The sequence below is a fragment of the Staphylococcus sp. B1(2026) genome, from assembly GCF_058895785.1.
Map to the genome: position 1 here is coordinate 1 of NZ_JBZXTS010000002.1, position 11914 is coordinate 11914.

Genomic DNA, 11914 nt, shown 5'->3' on the forward strand with positions numbered 1-11914 from the left:
TCGATTCCGGTCCTCGGCACCATTTATGCGCCCGTAGCTCAATTGGATAGAGCGTTTGACTACGGATCAAAAGGTTAGGGGTTCGACTCCTCTCGGGCGCGCCATTTTTCGGGAAGTAGCTCAGCTTGGTAGAGCACTTGGTTTGGGACCAAGGGGTCGCAGGTTCGAATCCTGTCTTCCCGACCATTTAAAGTAATTATGGGGCCTTAGCTCAGCTGGGAGAGCGCCTGCTTTGCACGCAGGAGGTCAGCGGTTCGATCCCGCTAGGCTCCACCATTAGATTAATTGGATATCTTCAGGATACGGCGGTGTAGCTCAGCTGGCTAGAGCGTACGGTTCATACCCGTAAGGTCGGGGGTTCGATCCCCTCTACCGCCATTATTTTTGAACATTGGACCTTTAGCTCAGTTGGTTAGAGCAGACGGCTCATAACCGTCCGGTCGCAGGTTCGAGTCCTGCAAGGTCCACCATTATGTTGGAGGAATACCCAAGTCCGGCTGAAGGGATCGGTCTTGAAAACCGACAGGAGTGTAAAAGCTTGCAGGGGTTCGAATCCCCTTTCCTCCTCCATTATTATATTATCGCGGGATGGAGCAGTTCGGTAGCTCGTCGGGCTCATAACCCGAAGGTCGGTGGTTCAAATCCACCTCCCGCAATTTTAAAAAGGTCCCGTAGTGTAGCGGTTATCACGCCTCCCTGTCACGGAGGAGATCGCGGGTTCGATTCCCGTCGGGACCGCCATTATTAATTTTATATGCCTCGATAGCTCAGTTGGTAGAGCAATGGATTGAAGCTCCATGTGTCGGCAGTTCGACTCTGTCTCGAGGCATCTGTTATGCCGGCCTAGCTCAGTTGGTAGAGCAACTGACTTGTAATCAGTAGGTCGGGGGTTCAAGTCCTCTGGCCGGCACCATTCTAATTTGGAGAGATAGCGAAGAGGCTAAACGCGGCGGACTGTAACTCCGCTCCTTCGGGTTCACTGGTTCGAATCCAGTTCTCTCCACCATTATAGGGGCATAGTACAACGGTAGTATAGAGGTCTCCAAAACCTTTGGTGTGGGTTCGATTCCTACTGCCCCTGCCTTTGTTTTTTTATTTTGGCGGATATGGCGAAGTGGTTAACGCATCGGATTGTGGTTCCGACATTCGTGGGTTCGATTCCCATTATCCGCCCCATTTTTAAATTTTGGGATATAGCCAAGCGGTAAGGCAACGGACTTTGACTCCGTCATTCCCCTGGTTCGAATCCAGGTATCCCAGCCATGGCGGCATAGCCAAGTGGTAAGGCATGGGTCTGCAAAACCCTGATCACCGGTTCAAATCCGGTTGCCGCCTTAATTAGCATAGACAATGTCTATGCTTTTTTAATAATGATTACTAATATTCACGAGATTGTGATAAAATAAAGTATAAAATGATATGATATTCTTTGCAATTGTGATCAGATATAATATAATTTTATATGTAAATCTATAAATAGAGAGGTAAATATTGATGTTTTTAGCACAAAATATTGTATATATAGTTCCAGGTCATTGTGATGAAGTGATTGAGCGTTTTACTTTAAGGCAAGGTATTGAAACAATTGATGGCTTTATTAAGATGTATGTTACCAAAGTAGAAGGCTTAGATAGTGAACATGATAGAATTAATGTATTCACTTTTTGGAAAGATGAGGAAGCATTTAATACTTGGTTAAAATCAGATGTTTTTAAACAAGCTCATAAAAATGTACGTACAAAAAATGATGATATTAAAAGTATTATTATTGGTAATAAAGTAGTTAAACACCAAGTAGGTGTGGAATTTATTAAATAGGAGAAATTTAACATGTTTAATAATACATTTTTAAAAGATATTGAAAAATTAATACATACGTCTGTAACAGATGTAGAAGAAATGATTTTAAATAATGAAGAAATTACTGTTTTTGTAGGACGCGCATCATGTCCATATTGTCAAAAATTTGCTAAAAAGTTAGTTAATATTGAAGAGAAAATGTATTTCGTTAATAGTGAAGAAGTGTCTGATGAATTACAAAAATTTAGAGAAAAATATAATATAGTAACTGTACCTGGTTTTTTACATGCGAATGATGGTAAAGTGAATGTTCGATGTGATTCAAGTATGTCTATTGAAGAAATTAAGGCAATGATAGCTAACTAAAATAAATTTAAGGGCTAGAAAACGATAAAGTTTTCTAGCCCTTATTAAATTATCTACATATTTTTAAGTGCCGTAATACGATCATCAATTGAAGGATGAGTATTCATAAAACCAGATAGATGTTTCATAGGTGTATTAAAATAGATATTAGCATCATGTTCATTAATATCATTGACATTAGAATTATATTTTACTTTTTCTAATGCACGAATTAAAGCTTGTGGATGTCGGGTAATATAAACAGCTTGTGCATCAGCTAAAAATTCTCTTTGTCTACTTAAAGCTAATTGTAAAAAGGTTGCGATAATAGGTGAAGCAATGATAATTACTATTGCAAGCAACATCATAATTGGATGACTATCTTTATTTTCTTTTTTCTGATGACTATGATTTGACCACATCATTGGACGCAACATATCTGGAATGAAACTTAATAATGTAACAACAATGATTGCGACAGTGGCTAAACGAACATCATAGCCTTTAATATGCGCAATTTCATGAGCAATAACAGCTTCTAACTCATCACGTTCTAAAGTATCAACTAATCCTTTTGTTACCGCAACAGCAGCATTTTGAGGGCTCATACCAGTAGCAAATGCATTTAATGCAGAGGATTGTATAATATAAATTTCTGGAACAGGTAATTTAGCAATTAAAGCAACATTTTCTACAGCACTAATTAAATCTAAATACTCGTTACGATTTTCTACTTTTATAGCATGATTTCTACTCATTGTAAAAGAGGTTGCATATTTAATAGAAATAAATGCATAAATAACACCAACACTTAAAGCAACAGCTAAAACTATAAAAAAATTAGCATTGGATAAGTAAGATATTGCCCAAGCAACAGCAATAATTAGTAACATAAATAATAAAAGAATTAAAATTGTTTTTCTTTTATTACTACTAATTTGTGTAAAAACTGTCATATTAAACCTCCTAGAATAATAAAAATGAGAAAACGATATCTAAAGAAACTGACTTCGTCTTCTCACTAATAATTGTTAAATTAAAATTTCACTTCTACATTTTCACGTTCTTCTGGACGTGCTTCAAATTGTGCTTTTTTCGTGTAACCATTAGCATTAGCAATGTAACTAGATGGGAACATTTCAACAGCATTATTAAATTCAGCAATAGTATTAATGTATAAACGTCTTGCATAAGTAATTTTATCATTTGCTGCTGTAATTTCGCTCATTAATCTTACAAAAGTACTATCAGCTTTTAATTCAGGATAAGCTTCAGATAATGCAATAACACGTGATAAGCCTTTAGTCATTTGATCTTCTAAATGTAATTGATCATTGTGAGCACTGTCAGGTACTTGTTGAATTTTATTTCTTAATTCAACAATTTCTGTTAATGTTTCTTTTTCATGTTTAGTATAACCTTGAACAATGTTAACTAAGTTAGGAATTGTTTCACGACGATTAATGGAAACATTATCTATTTCAGCCCATGCAGAATCAATACGATTATTTAAAATTACAAATTTATTTTTTGTATTGATAAACCAAAATGCAATTAGAATAACTAATCCAATAACAATTAGTAAGAATGTTAAAAACATAATGATGTAACCTCTTTTCTTATAATAAATTTATTTTACTATATTTTTATATTAATAGCTATAAGTCTTAAGGACTATTTATAAAAAAATAGATTAGCGAATGCTAATCTATTTGAAGAATGGTGATTGTGTATCTTTTAATGTTTGTACAGATTTTTCGAAGTTTATTTTTTCTTCATCATTTAATGGTTGAACTAATACACGTGCAATACCTTCGCGATTAATAACTGTTGGGACACCTACATAAACATCATCAAAACCATATTCACCATCAAGTGGTGCTGAAACAGTTAATACTTGATTAGAGTCGCTAAGAATTGCTTTAGTAATTCGAGTTAAAGCCATAGCGATACCATAGAATGTTGCACCTTTAGCATTAATGATTTCATAAGCGGCATCACGTGTTTGTAAATAGATATTGTTTAAATCTTCTAATTTGTAATGTTCTTCGTCTAATAAACTTAAAATTGGTGTACCTGAAATTGTAGCTGATGACCATGCAGCAATTTCTGAATCACCATGTTCACCGATGATATTCGCATGGATACTTTTTGGAGAAATATTAAAATATTGACTTAAATTATGACGTAAACGAGCTGTATCTAATGTTGTACCTGAACCAATTACACGATGTTTAGGGAAACCTGAAAACTTCCAAGTAGCATAAGTTAAAATATCAACTGGATTTGTAGCTACTAAGAAAATACCGTTAAATCCTTCAGCAACAACACTTTCAACAATAGATTTAAACACTTTAATGTTAGTGTCAATTAAATCTAGACGTGTTTGACCAGGTTTTTGACCAATACCAGCACAAATACATACGATATCTGCTGATTTACAATCTGCATAACTACCCGCAAATACTTTTGTATGACCATCACCAGATGGTACACCATGAACTAAGTCTAAAGCATCACCATGTGCTTTTTCAGTATTAACATCAATTAATACTAATTCATCACATAGATTTTGGTTAATTAAAGCAAAAGCATAACTTGATCCTACTGCACCTGTACCTATTAATGCTACACGATTCATTGTACGTTCCATAAAAAAACCTCCTAAGGTTAAAATTTGATATCAATAGTATACAATAAAATAGATAAAATCAAAAGTTCAAATCAAGGTGATTTTTATGTAACTGTTTACAATTGTTAAATTTTTGTTAATTTTTAGTGGATATCTCGTTTTTTAAAGTTACCACCATGTACCTCAGATACATTACCTATAGCTACAAATGCATTAATATCTTTTTCATGTACTAATGATTTTAATTTTGCTTCTTCTAAACGAGTAATAACTGTGAAAATTACTTTCTTTTCTTCATTAGTATAAGCACCTTGTCCGTTTAAATAAGTAACACCACGTCCAAGACGGTGCATAATTGCTTGACTAATTTCTTCATATTCTTCAGTGATGATGAAAACAGATTTTGATTCATCAATACCTAAAATAACTACATCCATTGTTTTATAAGCAATGAAATAAGCAATAATTGAATACATAGCCGATGTCCATGTGAACACAAAACCAGCGACTGTAAAAATTACTAAATTAATCATCATGACAATTTCACCAACTGAGAAAGGTAAATATTTTGTTACCACAATTGAAAAAATTTCACTACCATCTAAAGAACCACCGACACGAATAACTAAACCAACACCTATTCCTAAAATTAAACCACCAAAAATTGTGGCTAAGAAAGGTTCATTAACAAAGGCTTTGACAGTATGTAGTTGGCTTGTTGCAATAGATAGAACGGTAATACCATAAGCCGTAGATAAGGCGAATGTTAAACCGATCTGTTTATAACCTAAATAAAAGAATGGGATGTTAAGAATAAAAATGAAAATTCCTAACTGCATATTTGTAATTTTTGACAAGATAATAGAAATACCAACAATACCACCATCTAATAATGAGTTAGGTATTAAAAATAATTCTAATGCCACTGCCATGATAATTGCACCGAGTGTAATTAATATGATTCTAGGTAACCATACTTTCATATAATGTTGAGTTTGTTTTTGAATTAGCATAGATTCCTCCTTTATTTATTAAATGTATCATAAAATAAAAAGTATGAAAAGAATAAAGAAATAATTGATATTTATAAAAAAAAACAATTCTCAATGTTAAATGAATAACATGAAAATTGTCATATAATTACGATTAAATAATAAAATTTAACGTCTACTTTTAATGGCTGAAATAATCATAGGTAATAAACTAATGCCGATAATTCCAAAAACGACTAATGTAAAATTATTTTTTATTATTGGGATGTTACCGAAAAAATAACCAGCAAAAGTAAATAAAGGTACCCATAGTAATGAACCAAGTATACTAAATATTTGAAATTTAGCATAGTCCATTTTACCTGCACCAACAATAAAAGGTACAATCGTACGAATAATTGGGAAAAATCTAGCTAAGAAAATTGCTTTACCACCATGTTTAGCAATAAAATCATAAGATTTATCAATATTTTGTTGTCTAATTAATTTAATAAACCAAGCTTGTTTTAACAGTTTACCACCAAATAAGCGACCAATATTATAATTAACAAAATCACCAATCACTGCTGCAGAAAAAATAATAGCGACTAATGCAAAAATATTTAGTTGATTAGTTGCCCATAATGCACCGGATGCAAATAATAAAGAATCACCAGGTAAAAAAGGCATAAAAACTAAACCAGTTTCACAAAAAATAATAGTAAATAAAATCATATATGTTTGAGGTCCATAATTAGATAAAATATCTGATAGATGTTCATCAATATGTAAAATAAAATCAATGATAAATGTGATGGTTGCCATAATAACTCCTTCATTTGTAAGTATAAAATCATCTTATCAATTATCTTACCATAAAGCTAGTTAAAAGCTAAATATTAGTATAAAGATATTGTTAAAATAAATAGGAGCATTAAATAGTATTCAATTTGATTCATAGGTAGAAAAATGATATATTTTGTATAATAACATAGATAATATTTTTATTGTTTCAATTATCTTTAACAAAGGAGTTTTATAATGAAAAAAGTAATAAAATCAATGATAATTTCTTTGAGTGGTGTATTGTTGATTGGATGTATGCAACACAAAGAAAATAATGAACCAGTATCAAAAACGCATGAATCGATGAGCGTTACTAAAAAGCCAAAAGTAAGTATTGAACAATCTAAAAAACAAGAAATTGTAAGTATGAAAAAATCAGAAGAAGTAGGCATTGATTATGATGGAGTTTATAAAGATATTTTGAATCGTTATGCACATTATATGAAATTAAAAAATGAAGGGAACTTAAAAAAATATTTAGAAGCAATAAAGACAGCAGAAAAAAAAGAAAATTTTATGTTAATGCATTTTTATGAGTCGTCTGCAGATTTTTTAATGAAGTATGATTATGTTGATATTAATCATGATGGTAAGAAAGAATTGATTATCGGTAATGAAGGCACAATCTTTGCGATTTATTATTTAACTGATGATATAGCTAGTATGGGCAATAATTATCCACAATTTGCAGTAGCTGGTGGCGTAGCAGCGACACGTGGGGGTACACGTATTAATTTAAGTATTTATCAAGATGGCACAATTATCGTAACGAATATACCCGGTGTCAATGTTGAGTCTTATCAATTAACAAGTCATAATTTAGAAAAACAAAGAGAAGAAACAATAGAAAATGATGATGAAGATCATATCAAAGCAGCAGTGGGTGTAACAGCACTAAAAGTTGATTTATCTCAATTTACTTGGAAACCATTACCTGAAGTGAAAGAGGTGAAAGCAACTGATATTCAATCTACTACTATGAATATTGATGCGATTAGTGAAGGTGATTTTTCAAGTGTTGCCGGTACTTGGCAAAGATCAACAGGTCAGAAAATTACTTTTGATAATAATGGCACATTAAATGAAGGTCAGCACGTTGCATTAGATATATCTAATATAAAAACGAATGGTTTTTTACAATCTTTAATGGCACCTAATAATCCAGCACCAGGTAGTCAAGGTTTAACATTTATTCCAGCAGGTGTGAAGTTTCATCCGTATGCAACTTATATAAATTATATGGATGAAACTGAGATGCAAGAAAAGATTGAGAGTTTTATTGACCCTTCTGACATAACTAAAGATAGAATATGGATGGGGCAACGCATACCTTTAGGAGACGATGAATTTTATTATAAAGTAGATTAAGAAGGAGATAAATAATGAAAAAATTAATGAAGTTAGCCATATTTTGTTCTATAGGTACATTATTAGTTGGATGTGGTGAACAGAAAAATACTATAGCAGAAACTTCTCAAGAAATAGTGAGTAAAGAAGTAGTCAAAGAAAAAACATCTACAAAGAAAAAACAGTTAAAAACTAAAAAAAATGAACAAACAACTGATGTTGCACAAAAAGTAGTTGATATTAATTATGATGAGGCTTATAAAGAAATTATTGATAAATATAGTGAATTAAATCGTTTAAAAAAAGCAAAAAATAGTGATGATTATATGGCAGAATTAAATCGTATATTTCCACAGAGTAATGATGGTAATAGTGAAAATTTTGTGATGATGCATTTCTATGATTCGGCTGTTGATTCAGAATTAGCGTATGATTTTTTAGATATAAACCATGATGGTGTAAAAGAATTAATTATCGGAAGAGTATCAGGCATGAATCAAGCGATTTATTATTTGAAAGATGGTAGACCACAATTTGCAGTAGCTGGTGGCGTGGTGGCACCATATGGTGGTACGCGTTCTTCATTAAACATTTATGAAGATGGCACAATAGTTACAAATGATTGGCTATCAAGCCGTTCAGAGCGACTTGTTTCTATGTATAAAATAGAAAACGATAAATTAATCACATTAAAATATCAATTTGAATATACAATTGACAAACCAGGAGATAACAAAGAGAAAGAAGCCCTTGATATTGAAGCTAACTTATTAGATGAGAAAGTATTTAATTGGCATACATTTAATACTAAGTTATCAACTGAATCGCAAGAAGCGGAAACAGAATTAACTGAACAAAAGCAAGCTGTCACAACAAGTGATATTGATGTTAATGCTTTGTTTGCAGGAGATTATTCATCAATTATTGGCACTTGGCGTGATGGTATAGGTAGAGAAGTAACATTTGATAGTAATGGTGTTGTCTCAGATGTCATTAAAATGAACATTCAAAGTGGCAAAAGTTTAAACGGTGGTTTGCAAACGGCTATGCAGCCAATAAATAGTCCTGTGGGTGGAGCACTAGTCATATTTTTACCTGCTGGTATTAGTTTGAATTCATTTGAAAATAATCAACATAATTTTGAAGATCCTTCTGACGTAACTCAAAATAGAATTTGGATGGGTCAAGGCATACCATCAAATAATAGTGAGTTTTATTATCGTGTTAAATAAAATTGTTTAAAAATATGCTCCAGACTATTGACATTAATACTTTGACAAGATACAATTACAATTATGTAAAATAATAGCAGCGAAGTGATTGACGTTGCCTCTATATTGTGCCAAATAGGTGTATTGGTAACTAACGCTGCTTAGTGAAAATACTATTCATAATATACACAACTAAGATCACTTATAGCTTTTTGTTTTACAACAAAATAAAAACAAAAAGAGGAGGAGCATATACATGGCTCGTTTTACAGGTTCAACTTGGAAAAAATCTCGTCGTTTAGGTATCTCATTAAGTGGTACTGGTAAAGAATTGGCTAAACGCCCTTATGTACCAGGTCAACACGGTCCTACACAACGTAAAAAATTATCAGAATACGGTTTACAATTACAAGAGAAACAACGTTTACGTTTCTTATTCGGTATGAATGAAAAACAATTCCGTAAATTATTTGATAAAGCTGGTAAATTACAAGGTTTACATGGTGAAAACTTTATGAAATTATTAGCTAGTCGTTTAGACGCAGTTGTTTACTCATTAGGTTTAGCAACAACACGTCGTCAATCACGTCAATTAGTTAACCACGGTCACATTTTAGTAGATGGCAAACGTGTTGATATTCCATCATACTCAGTTAAACCAGGTCAAGTAATTTCAGTACGTGAAAAATCTGCTAACTTAGCAATTATTGCTGAAGCAATTGATGCAAGCAATTTCGTACCAGAATATTTAACATTTGATGCTGATAAAAAAGAAGGTACATTTGTACGTTTACCAGAACGTTCAGAATTACCAGCTGAAATTAATGAACAATTAATCGTTGAGTTCTACTCACGTTAATGTTGAAAAAACTTCTAAGATTTATCATCTTAGAAGTTTTTCTTTTAAGTGGCATAAATGATTTGCTACTATTTTATGAAAATGTTAAAATATTTAGTTGAAAATACTTAATAACATGGAGGTTACTATGTCAAAAATTAGTGAAGAACAAGTTCGTCATGTAGCACATTTAGCAAAATTAGCTATTTCAGACGAAGAAGTACATCAATTCCGTAATCAATTAGAAGCAATTATTAATTTTGCTGAACAATTAAATGAATTAGATACGACAAACATTGAACCAACAAGCCACGTATTGAATTTACACAATGTGTTTAGAGAAGATGTTGCTGTAGCAGGTTTACCTAGAGAAGAAGTTTTAGCAAATGCACCTCAAAAAGAAGCGGGGCAATTTAAAGTACCTTCAATTATGGATTAATATTAAGAAACGAGGAAGAACAATGTCTTTAATGGATTATTCAGTAACCACATTAATTAACAAATTACGTGCTAAAGAAGTTAAACCTTCTGAATTAGTTGAAGCGTCTTATAATAGAATTGAACAAACAGACGATAAAGTAGGTGCTTTTTTAGCCTTAAGTAAAGAACAAGCACAATTACAAGCATTAAAATTAGATGAATTACAAGCTAATGACCAAATGACAGGTCAATTATTTGGGATTCCGATGGGAATTAAAGATAATATTATTACTTACAATGTAGAAACAACATGTGCTTCAAAAATTTTAGAAGGATTTAATCCAATCTATGATGCGACAGTTATGCACAAATTATATGCAGAAAATCCAGTTATGGTCGGTAAATTAAACATGGATGAATTTGCAATGGGTGGATCTACTGAAAACTCATATTATAAATTAACGAGAAACCCTTGGGATTTAAATGCTGTACCTGGTGGTTCATCAGGTGGTAGTGCTGCAGCTGTTGCAGCCGGACAAGTACCATTTACTTTAGGTTCTGATACAGGTGGTTCTATTCGTCAACCTGCCGCTTATTGTGGTGTTGTCGGATTAAAACCTACTTATGGTCGTGTATCTCGTTTTGGTTTAGTGGCTTTTGCATCATCATTAGATCAAATTGGACCAATTACACGTACAGTAGAAGATAATGCACGTATTTTATCTATTATTTCAGGTGTAGATGCTAATGATTCTACATCAGCACCAGTTGAAGTGCCTGATTTTGCTAGCCAATTAACAGGCGATATTAAAGGTTTAAAAATCGCTGTACCAACAGAATATTTAGGTGAAGGTGTTTCAGAAGAAGTGAGACAATCTGTTACAGCAGCAATTAAAGAATTAGAAGCAAGAGGTGCTATTGTAGATGAAGTTGCGCTACCACATTCTAAATATGCAGTAGCCACTTATTATTTACTAGCTTCAGCTGAAGCATCATCAAACTTATCTCGTTTTGATGGTATTCGTTATGGTTATCAATCACCAAATGCCACAACATTAGATGAAATTTATAAATTAACACGTCAAGAAGGTTTTGGAGATGAAGTTAAACGTCGTATTATGTTAGGGACTTTTGCTTTATCATCAGGTTACTATGATGCTTATTATAAAAAAGCACAAAAAGTACGTACACTAATTAAACAAGACTTTGATAAAGTATTTGAACAATATGATGTTATCGTAGGACCTTCAGCACCAACAGTTGCTTTTAATATAGGTGCAATGATTAATGATCCATTAACAATGTATGCAAATGATATTTTAACAATTCCAGTTAACTTAGCAGGATTACCAGCCATTTCTATTCCATGTGGTGTCGCAAATGGGCGTCCAATTGGGTTGCAAATTATAGGTAAACCTTTTGCAGAAAGTACAATTTATAATGTTGCATATGCATATGAACAACACTATCATCATCACGATAAAGTATTAGACATTAAGTAGGA

12 protein-coding genes and 15 tRNA genes are annotated in these 11914 nt (G+C 32.5%); 22 read left to right on the forward strand and 5 right to left on the reverse strand.

The window, feature by feature from the left end:
- Positions 1-27: 27 nt before the first annotated feature.
- The 17 genes from AC5EAH_RS00450 to AC5EAH_RS00530 all read left to right on the forward strand — a co-directional run bounded on the left by AC5EAH_RS00450 (position 28) and on the right by AC5EAH_RS00530 (position 2166).
- Positions 28-104, forward strand: a tRNA-Arg gene (locus tag AC5EAH_RS00450).
- A 5-nt stretch (positions 105-109) separates the two neighbouring features.
- Positions 110-186: transfer RNA gene (locus tag AC5EAH_RS00455), tRNA-Pro, on the forward strand.
- A 14-nt stretch (positions 187-200) separates the two neighbouring features.
- A tRNA-Ala gene (locus AC5EAH_RS00460) sits at positions 201-276 on the forward strand.
- 28 nt (positions 277-304) lie between these two features.
- A tRNA-Met gene (locus tag AC5EAH_RS00465) sits at positions 305-378 on the forward strand.
- A gap of 15 nt (positions 379-393) precedes the next feature.
- Positions 394-470: transfer RNA gene (locus AC5EAH_RS00470), tRNA-Ile, on the forward strand.
- A gap of 7 nt (positions 471-477) precedes the next feature.
- Positions 478-570 (forward strand) — tRNA-Ser (locus tag AC5EAH_RS00475).
- A 12-nt stretch (positions 571-582) separates the two neighbouring features.
- A tRNA-Met gene (locus tag AC5EAH_RS00480) sits at positions 583-656 on the forward strand.
- Positions 657-665: 9 nt separating this feature from the next.
- Positions 666-741 (forward strand) — tRNA-Asp (locus AC5EAH_RS00485).
- Positions 742-756: 15 nt separating this feature from the next.
- Positions 757-829 (forward strand) — tRNA-Phe (locus AC5EAH_RS00490).
- Between the two features lie 8 nt (positions 830-837).
- Positions 838-913: transfer RNA gene (locus AC5EAH_RS00495), tRNA-Thr, on the forward strand.
- A 9-nt stretch (positions 914-922) separates the two neighbouring features.
- Positions 923-1006, forward strand: a tRNA-Tyr gene (locus AC5EAH_RS00500).
- 4 nt (positions 1007-1010) lie between these two features.
- Positions 1011-1081: transfer RNA gene (locus tag AC5EAH_RS00505), tRNA-Trp, on the forward strand.
- Positions 1082-1100: 19 nt separating this feature from the next.
- Positions 1101-1176: transfer RNA gene (locus AC5EAH_RS00510), tRNA-His, on the forward strand.
- An 11-nt stretch (positions 1177-1187) separates the two neighbouring features.
- Positions 1188-1263 (forward strand) — tRNA-Gln (locus AC5EAH_RS00515).
- Between the two features lies 1 nt (position 1264).
- Positions 1265-1335: transfer RNA gene (locus AC5EAH_RS00520), tRNA-Cys, on the forward strand.
- Positions 1336-1494: 159 nt separating this feature from the next.
- The gene (locus AC5EAH_RS00525; RefSeq protein WP_493492785.1) at positions 1495-1818 is read left to right on the forward strand and encodes an antibiotic biosynthesis monooxygenase; all 324 of its coding nucleotides are present in this window, start codon (positions 1495-1497) and stop codon (positions 1816-1818) included.
- A gap of 12 nt (positions 1819-1830) precedes the next feature.
- The gene (locus AC5EAH_RS00530) at positions 1831-2166 is read left to right on the forward strand and encodes a DUF6568 family protein (RefSeq protein ID WP_493492786.1); all 336 of its coding nucleotides are present in this window, start codon (positions 1831-1833) and stop codon (positions 2164-2166) included.
- Positions 2167-2219: 53 nt separating this feature from the next.
- Here AC5EAH_RS00530 and AC5EAH_RS00535 read toward each other — a convergent pair whose 3' ends face one another.
- The 5 genes from AC5EAH_RS00535 to AC5EAH_RS00555 form a co-directional block, all read right to left on the reverse strand.
- Positions 2220-3101 (reverse strand): M48 family metalloprotease, encoded by an 882-nt coding sequence (locus AC5EAH_RS00535; protein ID WP_493492787.1) that lies wholly within the window; start codon positions 3099-3101, stop codon positions 2220-2222.
- 80 nt (positions 3102-3181) lie between these two features.
- Positions 3182-3745: a LemA family protein gene (locus tag AC5EAH_RS00540; RefSeq protein WP_493492788.1), complete on the reverse strand. Its 564-nt coding sequence runs from the start codon at positions 3743-3745 to the stop codon at positions 3182-3184.
- Positions 3746-3853: 108 nt separating this feature from the next.
- On the reverse strand, positions 3854-4798 hold the full coding sequence (locus AC5EAH_RS00545; protein WP_493492789.1) for an L-lactate dehydrogenase: 945 nt from the start codon (positions 4796-4798) through the stop codon (positions 3854-3856).
- 122 nt (positions 4799-4920) lie between these two features.
- Positions 4921-5790 carry a YitT family protein gene (locus AC5EAH_RS00550; RefSeq protein WP_493492790.1) on the reverse strand — a complete coding sequence of 290 codons (870 nt, stop codon included), beginning with the start codon at positions 5788-5790 and terminating at the stop codon, positions 4921-4923.
- Positions 5791-5937: 147 nt separating this feature from the next.
- Positions 5938-6573 (reverse strand): DedA family protein, encoded by a 636-nt coding sequence (locus AC5EAH_RS00555; RefSeq protein WP_493492791.1) that lies wholly within the window; start codon positions 6571-6573, stop codon positions 5938-5940.
- A 216-nt stretch (positions 6574-6789) separates the two neighbouring features.
- Here AC5EAH_RS00555 and AC5EAH_RS00560 point away from each other — a divergent pair, with 216 nt between their 5' ends.
- From AC5EAH_RS00560 to gatA, 5 genes are all read left to right on the forward strand, one after another.
- Complete coding sequence (locus AC5EAH_RS00560; RefSeq protein WP_493492792.1) at positions 6790-7962, forward strand: DUF6287 domain-containing protein; 1173 nt, start codon at positions 6790-6792, stop codon at positions 7960-7962.
- Between the two features lie 14 nt (positions 7963-7976).
- Positions 7977-9173, forward strand: a complete 1197-nt coding sequence (locus tag AC5EAH_RS00565; protein ID WP_493492793.1) for a DUF6287 domain-containing protein — start codon at positions 7977-7979, stop codon at positions 9171-9173.
- Between the two features lie 235 nt (positions 9174-9408).
- A complete protein-coding gene (rpsD, locus tag AC5EAH_RS00570; RefSeq protein ID WP_493492794.1) occupies positions 9409-10011 on the forward strand; it encodes a 30S ribosomal protein S4 in 603 nt (200 codons plus the stop codon).
- 127 nt (positions 10012-10138) lie between these two features.
- Positions 10139-10429 (forward strand): Asp-tRNA(Asn)/Glu-tRNA(Gln) amidotransferase subunit GatC, encoded by a 291-nt coding sequence (gene gatC / locus AC5EAH_RS00575; protein ID WP_493492795.1) that lies wholly within the window; start codon positions 10139-10141, stop codon positions 10427-10429.
- A gap of 22 nt (positions 10430-10451) precedes the next feature.
- Positions 10452-11912 carry an Asp-tRNA(Asn)/Glu-tRNA(Gln) amidotransferase subunit GatA gene (gene gatA / locus AC5EAH_RS00580; protein ID WP_493492796.1) on the forward strand — a complete coding sequence of 487 codons (1461 nt, stop codon included), beginning with the start codon at positions 10452-10454 and terminating at the stop codon, positions 11910-11912.
- Positions 11913-11914 lie beyond the last annotated feature (2 nt).

What these genes read in the sequence shown, in the direction of transcription:
- AC5EAH_RS00525 (WP_493492785.1), top strand. Translation starts at nt 1,495, where the DNA reads ATGTTTTTAGCACAAAATATTGTATATATAGTTCCAGGTCATTGTGAT.
- AC5EAH_RS00530 (WP_493492786.1), top strand. Translation starts at nt 1,831, where the DNA reads ATGTTTAATAATACATTTTTAAAAGATATTGAAAAATTAATACATACG.
- AC5EAH_RS00535 (WP_493492787.1), bottom strand. Translation starts at nt 3,101, where the DNA reads ATGACAGTTTTTACACAAATTAGTAGTAATAAAAGAAAAACAATTTTA.
- AC5EAH_RS00540 (WP_493492788.1), bottom strand. Translation starts at nt 3,745, where the DNA reads ATGTTTTTAACATTCTTACTAATTGTTATTGGATTAGTTATTCTAATT.
- AC5EAH_RS00545 (WP_493492789.1), bottom strand. Translation starts at nt 4,798, where the DNA reads ATGGAACGTACAATGAATCGTGTAGCATTAATAGGTACAGGTGCAGTA.
- AC5EAH_RS00550 (WP_493492790.1), bottom strand. Translation starts at nt 5,790, where the DNA reads ATGCTAATTCAAAAACAAACTCAACATTATATGAAAGTATGGTTACCT.
- AC5EAH_RS00555 (WP_493492791.1), bottom strand. Translation starts at nt 6,573, where the DNA reads ATGGCAACCATCACATTTATCATTGATTTTATTTTACATATTGATGAA.
- AC5EAH_RS00560 (WP_493492792.1), top strand. Translation starts at nt 6,790, where the DNA reads ATGAAAAAAGTAATAAAATCAATGATAATTTCTTTGAGTGGTGTATTG.
- AC5EAH_RS00565 (WP_493492793.1), top strand. Translation starts at nt 7,977, where the DNA reads ATGAAAAAATTAATGAAGTTAGCCATATTTTGTTCTATAGGTACATTA.
- rpsD (WP_493492794.1), top strand. Translation starts at nt 9,409, where the DNA reads ATGGCTCGTTTTACAGGTTCAACTTGGAAAAAATCTCGTCGTTTAGGT.
- gatC (WP_493492795.1), top strand. Translation starts at nt 10,139, where the DNA reads ATGTCAAAAATTAGTGAAGAACAAGTTCGTCATGTAGCACATTTAGCA.
- gatA (WP_493492796.1), top strand. Translation starts at nt 10,452, where the DNA reads ATGTCTTTAATGGATTATTCAGTAACCACATTAATTAACAAATTACGT.